The organism is Acidaminobacter sp. JC074 (assembly GCF_022496765.1).
GTDB lineage: Bacteria > Bacillota > Clostridia > Peptostreptococcales > Acidaminobacteraceae > JABXKX01.
This window is the reverse complement of record NZ_VANV01000017.1, coordinates 78,423-100,502: the sequence shown is the minus strand read 5'-3', so window position 1 is coordinate 100,502 and position 22,080 is coordinate 78,423. Positions and strand designations below refer to the sequence as shown.

Genomic DNA, 22,080 nt, shown 5'->3' with positions numbered 1-22,080 from the left:
AATGATGCAGTTTTATTTTTTTAGATCAGTTAAGGTCATTTTTATAGCACTGCCGTGCTTGTCTTCAACAACACTGATATTGCCTTTTAGGCCTCTTTTAACTAAGTCAGCTACTAAGTTAAGCTCTAAACCCAACTCTGAACTATCGAATGAGTGGAGGTAATATGGATCGAAAAACTTGTCCACATCACCATTTAAGTTTAAAGCATTGTCTCGGTAGTAGAGACAAATCATAGTCTTCTTAACTTGAATTTCAAGCCTTATAGGGTCTGTATCAGGTGTTCTTTCTATTTGGTTAGAATATCTAAGCAGACGACTAATCAATTCGCTGACTAAGCGCTTAGACTGATAAATATCGACTTTGATGCTGTCATCAAAGTGTACTTCAAAATTTAAGGGTTCCGTAATTTCATAATCGCTGACAGCAACTTTAATGACTTTTGAGATGTCAAAGGAGCTGATCAGGAGTTGATCGTAGGTATCTAAATAGAGTCTCATCTGATTGATGATCCTATTGATCAGATTGAGATTGGAATCTAACATATCAATAGCCTCAAGGTGTTTGTCTGTCTTCTTTTCATCCATTACATAAAGTTTCTTGATGTAAGACAAAAGCACAATGGAATTACCAATTGGCGTGCTGAACTTATGGGCAAGATTTTGAACCATGGTTCTGACTAAGGTATTTTTTTCAGATTCGACCAGTTGTTCCTGCATATTTTGTAAAGATTCTAGTGAGGCTTGCAACTCTTGATTCAGGCCAAAAATTTCTGCTGTTCTTTCTTCGACCAATAAGTCAAGTTGTGAGTTGTGTTGTTTCAAATCTTCAAAACTTGAGAGCAGACGGTTTCTTAAATTATCGATTTCTTGACTTAAAATACCGATTTCGGTTGGATTGTCCAGTAAACTTTGTGATATTTCTACATTTAAACCGTCCCTCCTTATTTTTTCTACATGTGCTGTTAAGTTTCTTATGGGATCGGTTAACTTATAAGCTGTAAAGGATAGGGCAAGTAATGAAATTACTAAGCCAGCAATTATAATCATAAGTGAATTGGTCATTTGGGTGTTAAGCGTTTCAAAAACTTCTTCATAGACGGGAGCGACTGCTATCATCCAACCATTAGACAAATGATAGTAGCCCATAATCTTTTTAGAACCTTCATAATCATACCGTAAAATGCCAGTATCGTTTTGTCTAAATAGGTCTTCCATATAGGCATATTTGCCAGCTTCTATTTGAGACAACTGATCTAACATATCAAGTTTAGGATGCACAAGATACCTGTAATCTTTATCTAAAAGAAAGGCATAACCGGAATCATAGACCTTTACATCCTCAACAATCTCTTGAAAAGATTCAAAGACGATGTCAGTACCGACAATTGCAATGACTTGATCTTCTATTATGATCGGATACGAGTAGGTCATGAGTCTTTCCTTTAAGAAGATGTCATCATAAGGATTGGACCAAACCCCTTCTTTAGCATTTAGTGGACCGTAGTACCAAGTGAGTTCCTCGCTTTCACTTTCCATTTGCTGTCTGCTTAATATGCCTTCAAGAGATACATAGGGCATGTTCTCATCGTTAGAATCTCTTGAATAGACGATTGCTTTTATATCATCTGTTAAATCAATGTTGAATACCAGATAGAAATTTAGGTTATGGTCTAAGTCTTCGGCCATATTTAAAACTGAGGGCTTTAAAAAATCCAGTAAATGATCCATATAGTCACTATTATCTGCATGATGAACAAGGTCTATATTAAGTTGATACTTAACCATGTCGGCATAGACCTTTGTAGATTTTTCTATTTCTTCTATCATGTTTTCTAGATGTTGCCCCTTGTCATAAGCCATCAATTCTAGATATTTCACAGCTTCTTCCTCAATAGCCCTAGTGCTGCTTCGATGCATTAAGTAACCAACTATGATAAGAGAAAGAGACATGACAATGGCAGATACCAACATAAATATACGGCCAATTTTTTTCATGAGATCTCCTTGATATAATCTTTATTATAAATACCCGCTTTTTTGATTTAATAATCGAATTAATTTAAGCATTATCTAAGCTACTCCCTTAAAACTCATATCTTATTTTTAAAGATAAAAATGAATTTTTTTGCTAAAATGTGGTATAAATATACGGTGAGGTGAAGTTTTGAAGAATAAAAGAATAATACCAATTACATTAATCAACTTAATGATCATCATACCAATTATGGTTGTCATCGCCATTTTAAATAACAATATCATCAATGATTTAACAAATAGAGATATTCAGAACGTGACGAGACTGACTCAAAATAATATCTATGCAGATATCACAAGGGAGTTTATTGAGCCAGTCAATGCATCTATCGTCATGGCCCAAAATACCTTTGCCTTTGATTGGATGAATGAAGACACACTTGAAACGGAAGAAAGAATGGCTGAATACCTAACCGCTTTACAAGAGGCTTTAGGTTATGATTCTGTCTTTTGGATTCCTCATGAAACACTGTCTTATTATCATCCTGGCGGTACAGATGCCAAGGTTGATCTAGAAGATGAATATGCCTTTTGGTATACTGATAGAATTGATGCAGAAGATGATTATGCAGTCATTGTGAATACAGAACAACTTGATGACTATGCATTGACAGCTTATATTGATGCAAATATTGAAGATGCTGACGGCAACTTCATTGGTGTTGCAGGCGTAGGTAAGAGGATTGTTCACCTACAAGATATTCTGAACAGGTATACTGTCAATCAGGAGGTTACAGCCTATTTGGTTGATTCTGAAGGTATGATTTTAATACACGACAATCCAGAACTCATTAAGTTTTCAACTTTTTATGAACTGGAGAATATAAAAAAAGCTTCTGATTATCTAGAGAAAAATGATGGCCTGCCTGTCGAAAAGCAAGTAGGGGATGAATTTATGATCACTCAGTATATCCCTATGCTGGACTGGTATTTAGTTGTTAAAAAAAGTGAATCCAATATAGCCTCATCAGTTAATGAGAATAATATTAAGAATTTTGTGGCTTTTTCTGTAGGTGTTATTGCAATAATGATTGCTACAAGTATGACCATTTCTAGGTACAAGAAACAAATCATTTCCTTGTCCAATACAGACCAATTAACAGATATGCCAAATAGACGGATATTTGAAAATGCTTTAAAGGAAGTCATTAAGAATAAAGAAAAGTTAGATTATTCTCTGGCTCTCTTTGACTTGGATAACTTAAAAAATATCAATGACGAGTACGGCCATGACAAGGGTGATTTTGCCTTAAAAAGAGTAACCAGGAAACTTCAAAAATACGTGACTGAAAATGATTTGGTTGCCAGAGTGGGTGGCGATGAATTTGGTGTCTTGATAGCTGATGAAATAGAAAAGGCCAAGTCTTTACTTGAAGACTTTATAGAAGATGTGAACAATGATCCTGATTTATCAGCCATACATGCCACTGTCAGCATAGGTTTAACAGATCTGAGAAAAGACGACAATGAATCCTCAATCTATAAGAGAGCGGATCAAACGCTTTATGTCTCTAAAACATCTGGAAAAAAACATTTGCAGGTATCTAAGAGGTGATTCTTTTAGTTTTAAGATGAGTGTGTTATACTTACAAAGTAAATGGAGCAGTTTATCTGCTCTTTATTATTGATTCTGGACCTTTTGGTTTGGTGGAAAGAGTATACATGAATAAGAAAAAAATTTTGATATTGGTAGGCATGATTGTGGTTTTTTTAGGTGTGAGATACTTTAATGTGGATGCTACCATATCTGTGGAGTCACTCTTAGATAATAAGGAACGTTTTATAGCTTTTTCCTCGAAGTACTATATCTTGAGTGTCATTATATATCTTGTATTAAATATTGTTTTAGGTGCCATTGGTGTACCTGTTTATGGCGTTTTTACCATGGCAGCAGGCTTGATGTTTGGATTTTTAGAAGGTCTTGTTTTTTCAATGAGTGCAGCTGTTCTAGGAGGCTATATCAGCTTTAACCTTTCTAGGTATGCATTTAGAGATTTTTTTCATAAAAGGTACAGTCACCGACTGGACAAGTTTGAAAGAAGACTTGAGGGCAGAGAATTTGCTCATTTACTGGGTTTAAGATTACTACCTGGTTTTCCTTATTTTATAACGAATATCATAGCAGGCTTATCACCTATAAAGGTTTCGCCTTTTTTTATGTCGACCATTATCGGTATTTTGCCTAGTGCCATACTATTTAATTATACGGGCCATGTTCTAAGGGAACTAGATTCTATGGCGCAAATGATGACCATGAAGTATTTGTGGCCTGTAATAGCAGTCGCCCTAATGACGCTTGTAGCCATAATATTAAGATTAAAGAAGAACAAAGTGATTTAGCTTTGTTTTTTAGATTGGAGATTTTTTATGATTAAAACAGAGTTAATAGAAAGAAAAGTGACCATCAAGAGCTTATTAGATTTCTATGACTTAGATAAGGTTGAAGGTTATTGTAAAAACTGTGAAAATTACAATCAAATCTGGTCATGTCCAGGTCATGATTTTAATCCTTATGACTATTTAAGTCAGTTTGATACAGCCCATTTATATGCCCTTAAAATATACTTGCCAGAAGGTGCAGACAAAGATCAGGTACTTGAAATCTTTCAGAATGAGAGAAGGGCATTTTCAGATAAGTTGATGACAAAAGAAGAGGAGACAGTGGCTTTAATAGCAGGCAACTGTTATCAATGCGAAACATGTGAAAGACTTTATAACAGACCTTGTCGTCTAAAAGACAAAATGCGTTATTCGCTAGAATCACTAGGGTTAAAGGTTGGTGATATCACATCAGATTTGATGGGCATCGAACTGAAATGGTCAAAAGGTGGAAAAGGAGATTATCTTGTGACTGTCGGTGCACTCTTAAAATAGAAAAGGTTTTCCTCTAGTCTTTATTTTTTTCTTTTGTTATACTCTTTGAAAAGAGGAGTTTGACATGAAAGAAAATATAAAATCAGAAGCAGAAAGATGTTTACAATGTAAGAAACCCAAATGCGTGGAAGGCTGTCCAGTATCCACACAGATTCCTGAGATGATGTCTATGTTATTAGAAGGTCAAATCAGACAAGCTGGTCAGATGTTATTTGATAACAACCCGCTTTCAATTGTGTGTGGTTTGATTTGTCATCATGAAGCCCAGTGCGAGGGGCATTGTATACTCAATCATAAGAAACAACCGATTAAGATCGGTTCTGTAGAAAACTACATATCAGATTACAACCTAGACATGTTACCGCTTAAAAATGGAGATAAAAATGGTAAGGTGGGCATCATTGGATCAGGTCCTGCTGGTATTACCATTGCCTTTATCTTGGCTAGAAGGGGTTATGATGTGACCATTTTTGAATCACATGATAAAATTGGTGGTGTTATGCGCTATGGCATACCAGATTTTAGATTGTCAAAAGACATTTTAGAAAGAATCAAAAAGAGGTTAGAAGACTTAGGTGTAAAAATTAGACCCAATGTTTTAATTGGTCCAGTCATTACAATGGATGATTTATTCAATGATGGCTATGACAGTATATTTATTGGTACAGGTGTATGGAATCCAAAGAAGATGCGCATAAAGGGTGAATCCCTAGGTCACGTCCACTATGCCATTGACTATCTTAAAAATCCTGAAGTTTATGACTTTAAGGGAAGAGTAACCATCATAGGTGCTGGTAATGTGGCTATGGATGTTGCTAGAACAGCCATTAGAAAAGGGGCCAAGGAAGTGGTTATTCTTTATAGAAAAGACATGGAGGATATGCCTGCCAGTCCTCATGAGATAGAATATGCTGCCTTAGATGGCGTGTCTTTTGAAACACATAAGCAGCCTATAGAAATCACAAATGAAGGCATCATTTACAAGGACATGGTCTTTGATGAGACTTGGAAGGAAGTCGGTCAAAACAAACTGTTCAAATCCGAAGCCGTTATCATATCTGTCAGTCAAGCACCGAGATCTAATATTGTATCTAAGGCTAGAGACATTCATGTCAGTAAAAAGGGGCTTGTGGAAACAGACAATTTAGGACACACAACACGCCAAGGTGTTTTTGCTTCAGGTGATGTAGTGACTGGGGCTAAAACTGTTGTAGAAGCTGTAAAATACTCTAAAGTTGTTGCTGATGCAATGGACGATTATATGACAAATAAATAGACTTTAATTAGAACATCGCTTGTCGATGTTTTATTTTGTTAATAAACTCTAAATTGAATTGACCGACGGGTCGGTCGATAGTATCATGAACTTATACATAAGACATAGGAGGCATCATGAGAAAATATATGTTAATGGCTCTAGCCATTGTAACAATGATGATTTTTGTCGGTTGTGGTCAAGAAGCAACCGTGGAAGTTGAACAGGAAAAAGTTGTAGGTGTTGTTGTAGAAAATCCTACAAAAGGCTCGTTAGTTAATGAATCAAATATGGTAGGTAAGTTTGAGGCCAAGTCTTCAGCAACAGCCATGGCACAACTTGCAGTTCCAGAAGAGATTTTGATGGTCAACTACAAGGTAGGCGACTATGTAGAAAAAGACGATATCATCGTTTTATTAGATTCTGAATCTACAGATGATCAAGTTGAAAATGCAAGACTTTCTTACCAAACTGCTGTAAGAAACTACAATGCATTACTTGAAAGTGTAGAAACAAGCAAGGCAAATTTAGAAAGAACCCAGGCGCTATATGATTCTGGTATTGCATCTAAGCAGCAGCTAGAAGCTGCTGAGTTACAAGCTTCTGATGGTCAGTTGAAGACTGTAGCTAACCAGATGACTCAGGCAAGATTTGCATACGAAAATGCTCAGAAGAATTTAGATAACACATCTGTTGTCGCACCCATTAGTGGTATTATTTCGATGATGAACTTTGAAAAGTCGAATCTTGCTACATCACAGAACATGCTGGTTGTTACAGATATGTCTGAGATGAAAGTTGTTTTAAACATCACTGAAGAAATGCTTGGAAAAATTGGTGATGAAACCAAAGTGAGTACTATCATAGAAGCAACCGGTCAAGTTGTTGAAAGTAAAATCGATTCAGTTAACCCTGTTGCAGACCAAAGAACAGGTTTGTACGAAGTTGTTGTTACAGTCAATAACGAGGAAATGCTTTATAAGCCAGGTATGTTTGTTAGGGTTAATTTTTCATTCGTTAATCAAATGTCATTTTTAGTTCCTATTGATGCAATTTTACAAGATGATCAAGGTGATTTTGTTTATACCATCTTGGATGATAAGGTTGTAAGATCAGCTGTTGTACTAGGCGAAGACGACGGTGAGATTATTGAAATTTTAGAAGGCATCACCGTGGACAGCCTTTTGGTTGTAAGTGGTCAAAACTATATAACAGAAAAATCAGCTATTAGAGTGGTAAATGGAGGCGAGTAATGAATATTTCTACATTATCCATTAAACGACCTGTTACCGTTATAATGATGATGCTGGTTGTTGTACTCTTGGGTGTGGTATCCTTAACAGATTTATCACTAGACTTGTATCCTGAGATAGAAATTCCAATCGCTGTTGTATCAACAAATTATTCAGGTGTTGGTCCTCAAGAAATCGAGGAACTGGTAACAAAGCCAATAGAAGGTGTGATGGGTACCGTTGGGGGGATCTCTGGGATTTCCTCTACATCATCAGAAGGCTCTTCTCTGGTTATATTAGAGTTTGATTTTGGTACGGACATTGAATCGGCTGCACAAGAAATGCGTGAAAAGTTAGATATGATTCGAGACTTTTTACCTGATGATGCATCTAGTCCGGTGGTATTTAGAATCAACCCAAATTCATTTCCAATATTACAGTATTCTATTACAAGTGATAGGGGACTATTAGAAGCACAACGTATTGTAGAAGAAAAAATTGAGTCAAGAATAGAGCGTATAGATGGTGTTGCTTCAGTTGACTTTACAGGTGGCTATGACAGTGAAGTTGAAGTTCTTTTAAATGCTTCTAAGCTTCAAGGTTATGGTCTTAGCAACACACAAATTGCCAATATACTTAGAAGTGAAAACTTAGATTTGCCAGGTGGTGAAGTGGACAAGGGTTCTAAATCTTTAACAGTAAGAACTTTAGGTGAGTTTGAATCGGTTCAAGAAATTGCAAACTTACCAATCACTTTAAACACGGGTGCCATCATCAAACTTTCTGATGTTGCAGATGTTAACTTAAAGGAAAAAACACTGTCTTCAATCAACAGAGTGGATGGTGAATCTTCAATTGGTTTAAATGTGACCAAGCAGACCGGCTATAATACTGTTCAGGTGTCTGAGGCTGTCTCAAAAGAAATGAATAAAATCATTGCTGAAGAAACTAATCTGAATATCATCACAGTTTATGATGCATCTATGTTTATCAATCAATCTATTGGTAATGTAGCATCAGCTGGTATCATTGGTGGTGCTTTGGCTGTACTGATTATCTTCTTGTTCTTAAGAAATATTGGTTCGACCTTAGTCATTGGTATTTCAATACCAGTTTCTGTTATTGCAACATTCTTTATTATGTTTAATGCAGGCATTACCTTAAATCTTATGACCATGGGTGGTTTGGCCCTTGGTATTGGTATGCTGGTAGATAACTCTATCGTGGTACTTGAAAATATCTATCGATATAGAGATATGGGCTATTCAAGATTTGATGCAGCTAAAGAAGGTGCCAAAGAAGTGGGCATGGCTGTAACGGCTTCTACTTTAACAACGGTTGCAGTATTTTTACCAATCGTTTTTGTAGAAGGTATTACATCAACCATGTTTAAAGAACTTGCTTTAACTGTTACCTTCTCACTGGTGTCATCGCTGGTAGTTTCTTTAACAGTTGTACCTATGCTTGCATCTAAGTTATTAAAGATAGATCACAGCAAAGATAAAAAGAAAAGATATTCATGGTTTGATCAACTCTTTAAACAAGTAGAAAGGCTTTATAAGTGGTTGTTATCAAAAGCCATTAAACATAAGTTTATTACAATTGTCGTAGCCATCTTTATCTTTGCCTTGTCACTTGTGACTGCAGGTGGAATAGGGGCAGAGTTCTTACCGGCTATGGACGAAGGACGTGTCAGAGTATCTGTGGACTTGCCTTTAGGCACCAGAGTTGAAAATACAGATAACTATATATCTGAAATAGAAAAAATCGTATCAGAACATCCTGCAGTGGAAACGGTATCAGTCAGTGTGGGTTCTACAAATATGATGATTACAACTACTTCGAATACCAATATTGGTTCTATTGAACTGGTACTTAAGTCATTGGAAGAAAGAAGTAAGTCGACAAATGAAATTGTTGAAGAAATAAGAAATGACTTGAAAGACTTTACAGGTGCTGATATCACAGTGAGAGCATCATCTCAACAAGGTATGGGTGCCATGGGTGCATCACCAGTATCTGTTTCTATCAAGGGTGATGATTTTGAAGTACTTGATGAATTAAGTGACCAAGTGGTAGAGATTATAGAAAATGTTCAAGGTACAAGAGAAGTTGCTTCATCTTTAGGTGAAGGTAAAGAAGAACTTCAAGTCAACATAAAAAGAGACATTGCCGCTCAATATGGCTTAACAACCTATACGGTTTCACAGGCCATCAAAGACGCGATTTCTGGTATTACAGCAACCCAGTACAAGGTTGATGGTACTGAAATCGATGTGACTGTAAAAATGGAGTCATCTTACAGTGACAGTATTCATAACTTTAAAGAGTTGATGATTCAAACGCCAACAGGGTCAAATATTCCACTTTCTCTTGTTGCTGACGTTGAAGTAAAAAAAGGACCAGTATCTGTGAGCCGTGATAACCAAGTAAGAGTGGTCACCATTAACTCACAAATTGCTGGTAGAGACCTTGCAAGTGTGAACTCGGAAATTGAAGAAGGCTTAAAAGAGATGTATATACCTGATGGCTATTCTTATGAAATAGGTGGTGACTATGAGGAGCTTTTAGAATCCTTTAATTCTCTTTTCCTAGCACTTGGTATTGCCATCTTGCTGATTTACATGATCATGGCTTCTCAGTTCGAGTCGCTGGTATATCCATTTATCATCATGTTCTCAGTACCACTTGCTATATCGGGTTCTATATTTGCACTTAAGCTTACGGGTAACATCATTTCTATGCCGGCAATTATTGGTGTCATTATGCTTGCAGGTATTGTAGTAAACAATGGTATTGTATTAGTTGACTATATCAATACATTAAGAGCAAAAGACATGTCAGCTGTAGAGGCTGTCTTACAGGCTGGTCCTACAAGACTTAGACCGATCCTTATGACGACCTTGACTACTGTGCTTGGTTTAACACCAATGGCCATAGGCGTCAGTGAAGGATCAGAAGTCACAGCACCTCTTGCACTTGTGGTAATTGGTGGTCTCTTGTTATCAACGCTTTTAACACTGGTATTGATTCCTGTCATTTACTTGTTGTTAAATAAGCTTTCAAGTAAGAAAAAAGTAAAGGTAACCTTTAGTGAAGGAGCTTCTCATGAATGATAAGCGTATGCGCATGCTGATGGCTGCTAAAGATGCCTTTGAAGAAAGCGGTTATCATGAAACTAAAATGGCTGATATTGCAGGGAGAGCAGATGTTGGCAAAGGTACCCTTTATGAGTATTTTGATTCAAAGCAGATGCTCTTTGAAGAGATGATGAAGTTTCTTTTAGAATCGATGCACGACTTTTTAACATCAAAGATAGAAGAAAAGCAAGATCCAGTAGAAAAGCTTAGAGTGATTGCAAATCTGGATATAGAGATTGCTAAAGATCACGGTCAATTGTTTTCTGTGATTCTAGAAAGGTTAAATACATCCTCTGAATCTTTAAAAGAGGAGTTTATGTTGGCAAGACACAAGCAACTTAAGATGATAGAGAAAATCTTAGAAGAAGGCATTTCATCAGGTGTGTTTAAACCAGTTAAATCAAAGTATTTTGCATATGTATTTAAAGGTACAATTGCTCAGGCTACTATGAGTCACTCATGTGGTATGGGTGATGAAGAAGAGAATGTTCTCGATGAGTTATTTGACATTTTGATTTCATCTATTAAGTCCTAGGTTTTCCTAGGACTTAAATTTTGCTACAATATACGAGAAGGAGTGAAATTATGAACAAAACAGCAGAAAAAATACAATTAGCAAGATTAAAAAAGAATATGACGACTAAGCAACTTGCCAAAAAGTGTGGCTTAACCGCTGGTTATATAGAACAGATAGAGTCAGGCAAAAAAATAATTTCTGAAGCAATTGCTGAAAAGATATTTAAGGTGCTTGAAGTAAAATCGGATTCAGTTTCTTTGGAAGCTATGGCCCGTAGAGAAGAGTATGTAAAAAAAGCACCGAAGCCAAAGCCAGTCCAAAAGGTACAACATCATTCTGTGGATCACACACCATCTTGGTCAGGGGCCTTAGACAACCTCTTTAGAAAGTATCCTGTTTACAATGCCCATACCAAAAAAGAAGTAGGTGAAAAGACTGTTGCGACCCTTGATACTAAAGTAGAAGGTTATCACTGTGATAAAATTTCTTTTATTGAGGTATTTGATAACACCATGTCTTCTTATAATATTTTAGAAGGTGATACACTTATGATGTTTTTAACACAGGATATCACCAATGACAAAATCTATTATTTTGAGTATGAGAACAGGCCTTATATTAGAAAACTTAGAAAAGAGCAGAACAAAAAAATTAGCATATACTCTGACAATCAAACGGAAACGGTGGATGCCTTAAAGGTTAAGCTAATCGGAAAGATTGTTAAACTTGAGAGAAATCTATGAAGAAGTTTATCATAAGCATCTTTTTAATCATTTTCTTAGGTGGCCTTGTCGTTGGAGGCAAAATAGCTTTTGATGGCTATAAGCTCTATGAGGAAACCATGGCTGATGTAGAGATTGAAAATGTTGTATCGGAAATAAGAAACCGAGACACCTATGTGGTTATTGATGACATACCCAGCCATTTCTTAGAAGCCATCATAGCTGTCGAAGACCACAGATTTATGGGGCATAATGGTTTTGATGTCATCTCTTTTGGCCGTGCTGTCATTAGAAACTTCAAGGAAAATGAGTTTGCTGCAGGGGGGTCTACCATAACCCAGCAGCTGTCAAAAAACTTGTTCTTTTCTTTTGAAAAGAAACTTGAAAGAAAGGTCGCAGAACTTATTGTGGCTCGCCAGCTTGAAGACATGTATAAAAAAGATGAGATTTTAGAACTATACGTTAACATCATTTATTATGGTGATGGATTTGAAAATCTGTACGATGCCTCTATGGGCTATTACAACAAAGCCCCTAAAGATATGACAGATGCTGAAGGTACGCTCTTAGCAGGGCTTCCTCAAGCACCATCTACTTATGCCATGATTGAGAATTTTGACCGTGCAGTTAAAAGAGCATTTGAGGTTGTAGATGCCATGGTAGAGCATAAGGTTATCACTGAAAATGATGGTGATTTACTTAAGATTGAAATAGAAAATGTTCAATTAGCAGTTGATTAAAAGGAAAGAGCTTTATTTTAAGATATGGTATATAAAACAAAACTCCAAGTCAAATGACCTGGAGTTTTTTCGCTGGAGCTAACGATGAGATTTGAACTCACGACCTACGCCTTACCATGGCGTTGCTCTACCTGCTGAGCTACGTCAGCGAACCATGTATTATTATAAACTAAAATGGTCAAAAATAAAAGTATTTTCTACATGTAGTAAGAAAAAAAATTGCCTGAGGTCAAATAAACTACATCTTGTGTGTCAGAGATGTTACAGATACTCAAAAAAATACAAATTTTCTTTTCAAGGCAATAGGCTTTAAGCTATAATTGTGTTATGAGGTACAGCTCTGTAGATAAAGGTAAAGAAATCATTTGTATAAGCCGATAACACTTTTAGGTCGATTTATACAACGAGGTATTGGATGAAGTCAGCAAGAGTAAGCGAAATTTTAATTGGAAATATGATCGCTGAACCTGTTTATTCTGAACAGGGTAACTTATTATTGAAAGAAGGCGTGGTTATCAACAAACATGTGCTTAACAAATTATTGGCACATGAGATTGACTATGTCTATATTTTTGATGCGCTGATGGAAGACATTGAACCAAAGAGCCTTATTCGTGAAGAGAAACTTGAAGAGTCTGTACGTGTTGTGAAGCATGTTTTTGATGATGTACTACACAATGAAAGAATGGGTGTTAAATCAGGTATTTCTAAAAGGGACATCCTTTTAGTAAAGAATGTTGTAGATGAACTTTTAAGAGAGTTAGAAAATGCTGAGAATATTCTTTATACTGTGGTAGATTTGATTGGTACAGATGCCTATACCTACAAACATTCTGTTAACGTAACGGTCTTATCAATTATCGTTGCCAAAGCCTTGGGTTATGATAAGGCAGATATAAAAAATATTGCAATGGGTGCTTTACTGCATGATATAGGCAAGGTGCGTGTAGAATCAGAGTTGATTTTAAAACCAGGTAAACTGACTTTCGATGAAAGAAAAAGAGTAGAGAAACATCCATCTTATGGCTATGAGCTTCTTGAGGCCATAGAAGGTCTGTCTTATACAACTAAGCAGATTATTTTACTACACCATGAAAAATTAGATGGGTCAGGTTATCCTTATGGATTACGAGGTATTGAAATACCACCATATGTACGTATTGTAACGGTTTGTGATATGTATGATGCTATGACCACGGACCGTGTATATAGAAACAAGATGCCTATTTATAGAGCCTTGGATATTTTAATGGCTGAAGCTATTTATAGAATAGATCCTGAAGTCTATTCAGTTTTACTGGGTAATATTGCAGTCTATCCTGAGGGGACAGGCATCATATTATCAGATGGTAGAATTGGTGTTGTTATGAAGTACCGTCATAAGAATCCTGCAAGACCAATTGTAAGGGTCTTGAATAATCATTTACTTTCTGGTAAAATAAATGTCGAACTAATCGATTTGGAACAAAGCCAAATATTATTTATAGAAGATGTGTGGGATGTTAAAGCTACTAAAGAAGAGCGTTTAGAAGCTGCACAAAAAAGAAATTCAAGAGTCGCAATTAATTAATTGTGACTTCAGAATATTTTTTTAATCAAAATTGTAACCGGTTACAATTTCGGAGAACTTTATGAAAATGGATGATATCGCCAGACTTGCGGGCGTTTCGAAAGCAAGTGTATCCAGAGTTTTAAATGACAAGCCTAATGTAAGTGATAAGCTTAGAAAAAAGGTTGAACAGGTTTTAAAGGATTATGACTATCAACCCAATCTTGTAGCGCAGGCACTTAATACAAAAAAATCTAAACTGATCGGGGTTCTTTTGCCTGCCATTGGTTTGGATTTGTTTGCTGATATTGTTGATGGTATTTCATCTACCTTGCAAGTCCATGGATATGAGATGATACTTGCAGATTTTAAGGGAGATACTTCTCAGGCCATGAGCAATCTGGATGTCTTTAGAAGCAAGCAAGTAGATGGCATTATCTACTTCCCGACAGATAACAGTCCTGAGCATGTTGCTTACATCAACCAGTTTAAGATCCCTCTTATCATCCTTGGTCATGAGCCTGAAGGATTAACTAAGAAATCTGTTTCATTTCCTGATGTAAAGGCAACAGAGGAGATTGTCCAGTACTTTATTGATATGGGCTGTAAAGAAATCACTCATGTTGCCATGCCAAAGGGCCATGCGGTAGGAAAACTCAGAGTGGATGCCTACACTGCCTTGATGAAAAAAAATGGTCTTAAGCCCATTGTATATTATGTGGATGATATCACTTATGAATCAGGTTATGAGATTGCAAAAAAAATTGGTAAGACCCAGGCTATATTTGCTGCCATGGACCGTTTAGCATTAGGTATGATGAGGTATTTTATAGATGAAGACACCATAGCGGATTATTATATAGCCGGTATTGATAATATGAGCGTCTCAAAGATGTTCAACCCGAGTTTAACAAGTATAGATTTTGATTATTACCATAGTGGAAAAGTTTCAGGAGAAATGGTACTTAATTTAATAAATGGCAAAGGTGTGGCAAAGATAGTACTGCCATACAAACTTTATGAACGCGAAAGCACAAGGAGGAAACATGTACGATAAGGTTATGGAGTCGAAGGCATTCATTGAGAAGTCTTTAAAGGAACAACCAAAGGTTGGTATTATTTTAGGATCTGGTTTAGGTGACTTGGTAAATGTTATTGAAGATAAGGTTTACATCGATTACAAGGATATTCCTAACTTCCCACAATCAACTGTAAAGGGTCATGCCGGTAGATTAGTAAGCGGAAAAATCGGTGGCGTACCAGTTCTTTGTATGGAAGGTCGTTTCCATTTCTATGAAGGTTATGATATGAAAGAAGTTACTTATCCAGTATTCGTATTTAAGATGTTAGGTATTGAAAAGATGCTGGTAACAAATGCTTGTGGTGGTATCAACACAGATTTCGAACCAGGTACATTAATGATCATCAATGACTTTATTAATCTAATGGGTACCAATCCTTTAATGGGTCATAATGATGAAAGATTTGGTCCTAGATTCCCTGATATGTCAGAGCCTTACTCAATTGAACTGATGAACCATGCAAAATTAGTTGCAGATAAGCTTGGTATTGACTACAAGGAAGGTGTTTACGCTGGATTTACTGGTCCTTACTATGAAACGGCAGCAGAAATTAGAATGATTGGTCGTCATGGTGCTGATGCTGTAGGTATGTCAACTGTACCTGAAACAATTGTTGCCAACTACTTAGGTATCAAGGTATTAGGTATTTCATGTATTACTAACATGGCAACTGGTATTCAAGAGATGAAACATTCTCATGACAGAGTTGTTGAAATTGCAAAAATAGCTTCAGTCAACATGTGTAAATGGGTTGAAGCCTTAATATGTGAATTATAATAAAAAGCCAGTCTAACTGGCTTTTTTTACATTCTAATTTGCCTTGGTGTAATGCCATGCAATTTCTTAAAGAGTCTATGAAAGAGTGAATAGTCCTTATAGCCTACAGACTGTGCAATAACCTTAATAGAAATATCGGTAGTCTTGATGAGTTCATAGGCCTTGTCTAATCTGTACTTTATAAGATAATCCTTTAGTGACTGACCCAGTTTGTCTTTGAAGATTTTAAACAAATGTGTTCGATCTACGTGAAGTCTTTCAGATAATTCTTTGACAGTTAGTTTACCTGAATACTCATGGTGAATAATTGAAATTGCCTGGTCGAAAAGGGTTGAGGATCTGTTGTCACTTGTCGTCATTGAAGCAATTAATTCATAAAGTTTTCCTTGTAGATATAGATCTTTACTTGCTTTTTTACAATCTGATTGACTAATCTGATAGAGTTCCTTGGCTATGATACTAGATGCCTTGTTGGCTTTAAAGACAGGTTGATCTAAATCGACAAATGATCTAATAAAAGTTTCATCTGCTTTGAAGCCAACCCAGTAATAAGTCCAAGGATCAATGTGGTGTGGCAAATAAGTACAGGCTTTGTTTTCTATTAACATAAAGCCATCATCTTGTTTCAAGTGATATGTTTTGCCCTTAACCGTGTATGAGCCCTTACCTTCAGTAATAAAATGAAGTGTATAGTAGTTGTCGATTTTAGGTCCTACCAGTTTTCCAGGTTGACACCTTTCCATTCCAGTAACTACAAATTGTATGTTTATATCAATTGGTTGATTTAAATAATAGGAGTTTAAATAATACATTCCATGCCTTTCTGTCAACATAAGTCCATGTTTTCACATCATTAGTTTATATCATTTTGAAGAAAATTTCATCATAATTATTGATATGGAGGTAAACATGAGAAAAAAAATCTATTTTGAAGAAGGGGCACCTAGGTGGGAAGAAGCATGTCCTTTAGGAAACGGCAGATTAGGAGCTATGGTTTATGGACGTGTAAAACATGAGGTAATTCAGTTTAATGAAGATACACTTTGGTCGGGCAAACCCAATATGAGAGAAAGTTTTGATACAAGTCAGGCGCTTTTAGAAGCTAGAAGACTGATTGATGAAAACCACTTGAGACAAGCCCAACTTTTTATGAATAAGAATATGCTAGGCGAATATTCTGAATCCTATTTGCCTATGTCTTTGATGACACTCAGTTTTAATCATCCTTCTAGCTATGAAGATTATGAACGTGTCTTAGACTTGGATAAGGGTGTATTGGACATGACTTATACGAGTGATAAGACAACTTATAAAAGAAAGTACTATTGTTCAAAGGTTGACGATGTTTTCATAATAGACTTAAGTGCAAGTAGAAGAGACAGATTGTCATTTATAGTTGAACTGGACTCCCTTTTAAGACATGAGATAAAAGAAAACTATGAATCACTCTTAATTCTTGGTGAGGTACCTATACAGGTTTATCCTGCCCATCATGAAACAGATTCACCTGTTGAGTATGGTGATGGCATGAAGTTTTCATTTGGCATAAAAGTCCTTACAGATGGTGTTGTTTCTACAAATAATCAGAGGCTGTTTGTCCAGTCTGCAACACAAGCTAAAATTGTCTTAACGGGATATACAAGCTTTATAGACGCTTTTACCAAACCAGCTTCAATAGCCCCGGTGGAGAAGACATTAGAGACAATAGACAGGTGCATGAAAGCTGATAGTCTTTCTGTCCATATAAAGGACTTCACAGAACTGAGCAGAAAATCAGACTTGTCCTTTGGTGAAGCTGATCGTACACCTATTAAAGAACGTATAGAATCACATACATCACTGGATCCTGTACTTTTAGAAACGCTGTTTCATTATGGCAAGTATTTAGCCATAAGTGCTTCAAGAAAGGGAACACAGGCGACGAATCTACAAGGCATATGGAATTCTATGATTCAACCGCCTTGGTCATCAAATTATACTTTAAACATCAATACGGAAATGAACTACTGGCCTTTGGATGCTGTTGGACTAGAAACTTGCTTTGAGCCATTTGTAAGTTTGGTAAAAGACTTATCCATAACAGGTAAGGTTGCTGCTAAAGCACTTGCTTGTAGTGGATGGACTGTTCACCATAACAGTGATTTATGGAAAAAGGCAATTCCTGCTGCTAAAAGTGCCTCTTACGGCTTCTGGCCAATGGGGGGACCTTGGATGACAAGCCTTCTAGTAGACCATTACAGATACAATCAAAATCAAAATTTTCTAGAGGAAATTTATGATGTCCTTATAGGTTCAGTAAACTTTTGTCTAGACTGGCTATATGATGATGGAGGATGGACCACTTCACCAAGTACGTCACCTGAGAATAGTTTTCTACATAAGGGTGAGTCATGTGCAGTCAGTAAATCCTCTACCATGGACATGGTTATTATATGGCAGCTATTTAATGACTTTCTTGAAATCGAGCACATCTTAAATAGGAATATCTCCTTAAAAGAAAGAGTTGCAGATGTTCTTTCAAACTTGCCTGATTATCCTATTAAAGATGATTTGATTATGGAATGGTCAAGAGACTTTAAGGAAAAAGATCCAGGTCATCGTCATCTTTCACACTTATGTGGATTGTATCCTGGTCATAGGGTCAATGTTCATCATAGTACTGTAGAAGCTCATATGAATTCCTTAAAGACAAGAATCAAACATGGGGGTTGTCAAACCTCTTGGTCTTGTGCATGGGGTATAGCTCTAGCTGCTAGAGGTCATGACAAGGTTCTGGTTGAAGAGCTCTTAAATCAGTTTACAAGAAAATCTTTGATCAACAATGGACTGAGCTCACATCCGCCTTTTCAAATAGACGGCAACTTTGGTTTGCTAGCTGGCATGGTCGAAATGATTGTTCAAAAGATAGATGATGAAATTCATGTCCTACCGGCTTTACCTGAAAGTATCAAAGAAGGTTATGTTAAAGGGATTCGTTTGAGAGAGAATTTAGAAATTGATATACGTTGGAAAAAAGGGATGGTTGAGTATCTTGAGCTTAAAGGGGTAAAAAAGCCTTATAAACTTTATGTCAATCATACAGTGATTCTTGTAGAAAATGACGAAAGATTTATTCTAGAGGCTGATGACCTACGGAAAAGTACAAAAAGATAGGTCTTATAAAGAAAAGTACATGTACAAAATCTACTGGGATGTTATAATTCATGAAAAGGTAGGTGCATATGATTAAATATAAAGATAGAGTCTTTAACTTACAAACTGATAAGACCAGTTATATTATGAGAATCGCGGAATCCGGTCATTTGGAACATATACACTATGGTGGAAAAGTTACCGATGAAGATTTCACTATGGTCAATCCCATAATCAAACGACCATGGTCTGGTAACCCCTTGAATGATGGATCTTATTTCTCATTAGATAATTTCAGAAGTGAATGTCCGACTTATGGACACACGGATTTTTCAGAACCCATGATTGATCTGCTATTAGATGATAGGCGTGTCTTTGATTTTCGTTATATCAGTCACCAAATAGGTGACAAACATATTTTAAAGACCTTGCCATCAGCAACGTCTGGTCCTTTTGTTGAGACTTTAGAACTTACATTAAAAGATACCTTATACGATATCTATGTCAAGCTCTATTACTCTGTTTACGAGTCACTTGACGTAGTTGTCAGATCTCTAGAGATCATCAACCAAACAGATAAGAAACTTACTATCAACAAGGCCTTGTCTGCTTCAATAGACTTTGCCGACAGTGATTTTGATATGCTGCAGCTTTCTGGAGCATGGGCGAGAGAGAGACATCTTATAAAAAGAGATATCAGGTCTGGTACCAGCATGGTTGATTCTAAAAGAGGTAACAGTTCACATCAGCAAAATCCAGCTGTCGCTATAATAAGAAAAGACTGTCATGAAGATTATGGGCAAGCGTATGGTATGTCCCTAATTTATAGTGGTAATTTTTCTTGCGTCACAGATGTTAATGATTACAATCGATTACGGGTGGGCTTTGGTATCAATCCATTTCATTTTTTATGGGACTTAAAGCCAGGTGAATCATTTGAAACACCTGAACTTGTAATGACTTATTCAAGTCAGGGCTTAAATAAAATGAGTCAAAATTTTCATGCTTTTATCAAAGACCATATCCTAAGAGGTCTACACCAGTACAAGGAAAGACCCATTCTATTAAACAATTGGGAGGCGACTTATTTCGACTTCACTGAGAAAAAACTTCTAGAACTTGCTGACAAGGCCAGTCAAGTAGGCGCTGAAATGTTTGTACTTGACGATGGTTGGTTTGGTAAAAGAAATTCACCAGACTCATCATTAGGAGATTGGTATGTCAACAAAGATAAAATACCATCTGGTTTAGAGGGACTTTCTAAGAAAATCAATGAAAAGGGTCTAAAGTTTGGCCTTTGGGTTGAGCCTGAAATGATTTCACAAAAGAGTGACCTGTATAAGAATCATCCAGACTGGTGTCTTCATGAAGTAGGACGTTCTCGTTCTGAAACTAGAAATCAGTTGGTACTTGATTACACGAGACAAGATGTTAGAGACTACATCGTAAAAAGCCTTATAGAGGTTTTTAAGAACGGAAACATTGAATATGTCAAATGGGATATGAACAGAAACATTACAGAGCCTGGCTCAAAGCATTATGCATCAGGAGAGATATTCCATCGCTATATACTCGGCTTATACGATGTCCTAAAAAGGATTACAGAGGCGTGTCCTGACATCTTATTTGAAGCCTGTGCAGGTGGTGGTGGAAGGTTTGATATGGGCATACTTGCCTACATGCCACAAGTATGGACCAGTGATGATACAGATGCGCATGAACGTGTTAAGATACAAGATGGTACAAGTCTTTTCTATCCACCTATAACCATGGGGGCACATGTATCAGCTGTTCCCAATCATCAAGTTGATAGAATGACATCTTTAGAAACACGTTACCATATAGCTGCTTCATGTAATTTAGGTTATGAACTTGATTTAACAAGCTTGACCGTGAAGGAGTTAGATGAAATCAAGTTGCAGATCGAGGATTATAAATCCATTAGAAAGACTGTTCAGTTTGGGAAGTTTTATAGGCTTAAATCGCCATTTAACAGCAATGAGACTGCTTGGCAAGTTGTTAATGAAGACCAAGTATTAGTCTATTATTATAGGGCGCTTTCTGTTCCTAATGCGCCTATGACTTATCTGAGATTAAAAGACTTAGAAGATGGCAAATACGAGTATCAAGGCCGTGTATATACCAGTGACTATTTGATGAACATCGGTATAGGACTTATGCCTGAAAAAGGGGACTTTAAAACAAGACTACTAAGATTTAAAAAGACTTCATAATTGAAGTCTTTTTCTATAGCCAGAAGGCGATTCGCCTGTCTTTTTTTTGAATATTTTTGAAAAGTAATAAGGATCTTGATAACCTATGGAAGTGCCTATATCTTCGATAGACATATCTGTTAAATCTAAAAGCTTGCGTGCATTGTTAATACGTGTTGTCATCAAATAATCTTTTAAAGATTGGCCTGTCTGTGCTTTGAATCTTCTTGAGATATAGTCCAGATTAAAATCGAAGGCTCTTGATATTTCATGAGTCGATTTAATCGATGCAAAGTCGTTGTCAATGTACTCTTTGATGTCATCAATGACATGGCTATCTGATTTTTTTGTATGACTTAATTGATCCATTTCAATAGCACCAAAAGCCTGCATGAGAAGCCCTGTATTGTATAAGTCGTTTTTCTTTGCTTCAAAAGACATATTGATGATAGGCCTGATAGCATCAATGGTATGGCTACTGATGTCAAAGACTGGTTGAGGTATGTATGTTTCAACAAGTGCTTTTGCCTTAAGTCCATGAAAACCAAACCACATATAAGTCCAGGGAGCTTCTTGGTCAGCCTGATAAAAAGCTACATCATCAGGTGTTAAAAGAAAGGCTTGTCTGGCTTGCAGTTTGTATGCCTTTTGATTTATAATAAGCTTTCCCTGACCCATAATTACAAAATGAATAAGGTAGTGGTCTCTTTTAAAGGGACCAAATGATTGACCAGGCTTGCAAGCTTCACTGCCTTTATGGAAAATTTTATATTGTTCTACTTTTCTATAATCTATGTCGTTTAAATTTAGCAT

17 protein-coding genes and 1 tRNA gene are annotated in these 22,080 nt (G+C 36.5%); 14 read left to right on the top strand and 4 right to left on the bottom strand.

What is annotated here, in order from left to right; all coding sequences use genetic code 11:
* Positions 1-12 precede the first annotated feature (12 nt).
* On the bottom strand, positions 13-1,995 hold the full coding sequence (locus EZV73_RS19110; RefSeq protein WP_240842012.1) for a cache domain-containing protein: 1,983 nt from the start codon (positions 1,993-1,995) through the stop codon (positions 13-15).
* Between the two features lie 169 nt (positions 1,996-2,164).
* Between EZV73_RS19110 and EZV73_RS19105 the strand changes: the two genes are divergently transcribed.
* The 9 genes from EZV73_RS19105 to EZV73_RS19065 all read left to right on the top strand — a co-directional run bounded on the left by EZV73_RS19105 (position 2,165) and on the right by EZV73_RS19065 (position 12,514).
* Complete coding sequence (locus tag EZV73_RS19105) at positions 2,165-3,589, top strand: diguanylate cyclase (RefSeq protein ID WP_240842011.1); 1,425 nt, start codon at positions 2,165-2,167, stop codon at positions 3,587-3,589.
* Positions 3,590-3,696: 107 nt separating this feature from the next.
* Positions 3,697-4,374, top strand: coding sequence for a TVP38/TMEM64 family protein (locus EZV73_RS19100; protein WP_240842010.1), 678 nt, complete (start codon positions 3,697-3,699; stop codon positions 4,372-4,374).
* 27 nt (positions 4,375-4,401) lie between these two features.
* A complete protein-coding gene (locus tag EZV73_RS19095) occupies positions 4,402-4,908 on the top strand; it encodes a DUF2284 domain-containing protein (protein WP_240842009.1) in 507 nt (168 codons plus the stop codon).
* Positions 4,909-4,972: 64 nt separating this feature from the next.
* Positions 4,973-6,184: an NAD(P)-dependent oxidoreductase gene (locus EZV73_RS19090; RefSeq protein ID WP_240842008.1), complete on the top strand. Its 1,212-nt coding sequence runs from the start codon at positions 4,973-4,975 to the stop codon at positions 6,182-6,184.
* Positions 6,185-6,300: 116 nt separating this feature from the next.
* Positions 6,301-7,416: an efflux RND transporter periplasmic adaptor subunit gene (locus EZV73_RS19085; RefSeq protein WP_240842007.1), complete on the top strand. Its 1,116-nt coding sequence runs from the start codon at positions 6,301-6,303 to the stop codon at positions 7,414-7,416.
* Complete coding sequence (locus EZV73_RS19080; RefSeq protein ID WP_240842006.1) at positions 7,416-10,511, top strand: efflux RND transporter permease subunit; 3,096 nt, start codon at positions 7,416-7,418, stop codon at positions 10,509-10,511. The genes EZV73_RS19085 and EZV73_RS19080 overlap by 1 nt, the downstream gene beginning before the upstream one ends.
* The gene (locus tag EZV73_RS19075; protein ID WP_240842005.1) at positions 10,504-11,070 is read left to right on the top strand and encodes a TetR/AcrR family transcriptional regulator; all 567 of its coding nucleotides are present in this window, start codon (positions 10,504-10,506) and stop codon (positions 11,068-11,070) included. The genes EZV73_RS19080 and EZV73_RS19075 overlap by 8 nt, the downstream gene beginning before the upstream one ends.
* A 50-nt stretch (positions 11,071-11,120) precedes the next feature.
* Positions 11,121-11,795 (top strand): LexA family transcriptional regulator, encoded by a 675-nt coding sequence (locus tag EZV73_RS19070; protein WP_240842004.1) that lies wholly within the window; start codon positions 11,121-11,123, stop codon positions 11,793-11,795.
* Positions 11,792-12,514 (top strand): biosynthetic peptidoglycan transglycosylase, encoded by a 723-nt coding sequence (locus EZV73_RS19065; RefSeq protein WP_240842003.1) that lies wholly within the window; start codon positions 11,792-11,794, stop codon positions 12,512-12,514. Before EZV73_RS19070 ends, EZV73_RS19065 begins: the two co-directional genes overlap by 4 nt.
* Before the next feature lie 73 nt (positions 12,515-12,587).
* On the opposite strand, the gene EZV73_RS19060 is transcribed toward EZV73_RS19065, so the two are convergent.
* A tRNA-Thr gene (locus EZV73_RS19060) sits at positions 12,588-12,663 on the bottom strand.
* Between the two features lie 266 nt (positions 12,664-12,929).
* Between EZV73_RS19060 and EZV73_RS19055 the strand changes: the two genes are divergently transcribed.
* The 3 genes from EZV73_RS19055 to EZV73_RS19045 all read left to right on the top strand — a co-directional run bounded on the left by EZV73_RS19055 (position 12,930) and on the right by EZV73_RS19045 (position 15,922).
* Positions 12,930-14,084, top strand: coding sequence for an HD-GYP domain-containing protein (locus EZV73_RS19055; protein ID WP_240842002.1), 1,155 nt, complete (start codon positions 12,930-12,932; stop codon positions 14,082-14,084).
* A gap of 61 nt (positions 14,085-14,145) precedes the next feature.
* Positions 14,146-15,120: a LacI family DNA-binding transcriptional regulator gene (locus EZV73_RS19050; protein WP_240842001.1), complete on the top strand. Its 975-nt coding sequence runs from the start codon at positions 14,146-14,148 to the stop codon at positions 15,118-15,120.
* Positions 15,110-15,922 (top strand): purine-nucleoside phosphorylase, encoded by an 813-nt coding sequence (locus tag EZV73_RS19045; protein ID WP_240842000.1) that lies wholly within the window; start codon positions 15,110-15,112, stop codon positions 15,920-15,922. Before EZV73_RS19050 ends, EZV73_RS19045 begins: the two co-directional genes overlap by 11 nt.
* Positions 15,923-15,948: 26 nt before the next feature.
* On the opposite strand, the gene EZV73_RS19040 is transcribed toward EZV73_RS19045, so the two are convergent.
* Entirely contained in the window at positions 15,949-16,734 is a 786-nt protein-coding gene (locus EZV73_RS19040) for an AraC family transcriptional regulator (protein ID WP_240841999.1), read from the bottom strand.
* 97 nt (positions 16,735-16,831) lie between these two features.
* On the opposite strand from EZV73_RS19040, the gene EZV73_RS19035 reads away from it, so the two are divergent.
* Positions 16,832-19,075, top strand: a complete 2,244-nt coding sequence (locus tag EZV73_RS19035) for a glycoside hydrolase N-terminal domain-containing protein (protein ID WP_240841997.1) — start codon at positions 16,832-16,834, stop codon at positions 19,073-19,075.
* 68 nt (positions 19,076-19,143) lie between these two features.
* Entirely contained in the window at positions 19,144-21,288 is a 2,145-nt protein-coding gene (locus EZV73_RS19030; protein ID WP_240841996.1) for an alpha-galactosidase, read from the top strand.
* Here the strand turns inward: EZV73_RS19030 and EZV73_RS19025 are convergent.
* On the bottom strand, positions 21,283-22,080 hold the full coding sequence (locus EZV73_RS19025; protein ID WP_240841994.1) for an AraC family transcriptional regulator: 798 nt from the start codon (positions 22,078-22,080) through the stop codon (positions 21,283-21,285). The genes EZV73_RS19030 and EZV73_RS19025 overlap by 6 nt on opposite strands.

Coding starts and splice junctions, on each gene's coding strand:
- EZV73_RS19095 (WP_240842009.1), top strand. CDS start 4,402: ATGATTAAAACAGAGTTAATAGAAAGAAAAGTGACCATCAAGAGCTTA.
- EZV73_RS19035 (WP_240841997.1), top strand. CDS start 16,832: ATGAGAAAAAAAATCTATTTTGAAGAAGGGGCACCTAGGTGGGAAGAA.
- EZV73_RS19040 (WP_240841999.1), bottom strand. CDS start 16,734: ATGTATTATTTAAACTCCTATTATTTAAATCAACCAATTGATATAAAC.
- EZV73_RS19025 (WP_240841994.1), bottom strand. CDS start 22,080: ATGCTAAATTTAAACGACATAGATTATAGAAAAGTAGAACAATATAAA.
- EZV73_RS19050 (WP_240842001.1), top strand. CDS start 14,146: ATGAAAATGGATGATATCGCCAGACTTGCGGGCGTTTCGAAAGCAAGT.
- EZV73_RS19065 (WP_240842003.1), top strand. CDS start 11,792: ATGAAGAAGTTTATCATAAGCATCTTTTTAATCATTTTCTTAGGTGGC.
- EZV73_RS19080 (WP_240842006.1), top strand. CDS start 7,416: ATGAATATTTCTACATTATCCATTAAACGACCTGTTACCGTTATAATG.
- EZV73_RS19030 (WP_240841996.1), top strand. CDS start 19,144: ATGATTAAATATAAAGATAGAGTCTTTAACTTACAAACTGATAAGACC.
- EZV73_RS19055 (WP_240842002.1), top strand. CDS start 12,930: ATGAAGTCAGCAAGAGTAAGCGAAATTTTAATTGGAAATATGATCGCT.
- EZV73_RS19100 (WP_240842010.1), top strand. CDS start 3,697: ATGAATAAGAAAAAAATTTTGATATTGGTAGGCATGATTGTGGTTTTT.
- EZV73_RS19045 (WP_240842000.1), top strand. CDS start 15,110: ATGTACGATAAGGTTATGGAGTCGAAGGCATTCATTGAGAAGTCTTTA.
- EZV73_RS19070 (WP_240842004.1), top strand. CDS start 11,121: ATGAACAAAACAGCAGAAAAAATACAATTAGCAAGATTAAAAAAGAAT.
- EZV73_RS19090 (WP_240842008.1), top strand. CDS start 4,973: ATGAAAGAAAATATAAAATCAGAAGCAGAAAGATGTTTACAATGTAAG.
- EZV73_RS19085 (WP_240842007.1), top strand. CDS start 6,301: ATGAGAAAATATATGTTAATGGCTCTAGCCATTGTAACAATGATGATT.
- EZV73_RS19075 (WP_240842005.1), top strand. CDS start 10,504: ATGAATGATAAGCGTATGCGCATGCTGATGGCTGCTAAAGATGCCTTT.
- EZV73_RS19110 (WP_240842012.1), bottom strand. CDS start 1,995: ATGAAAAAAATTGGCCGTATATTTATGTTGGTATCTGCCATTGTCATG.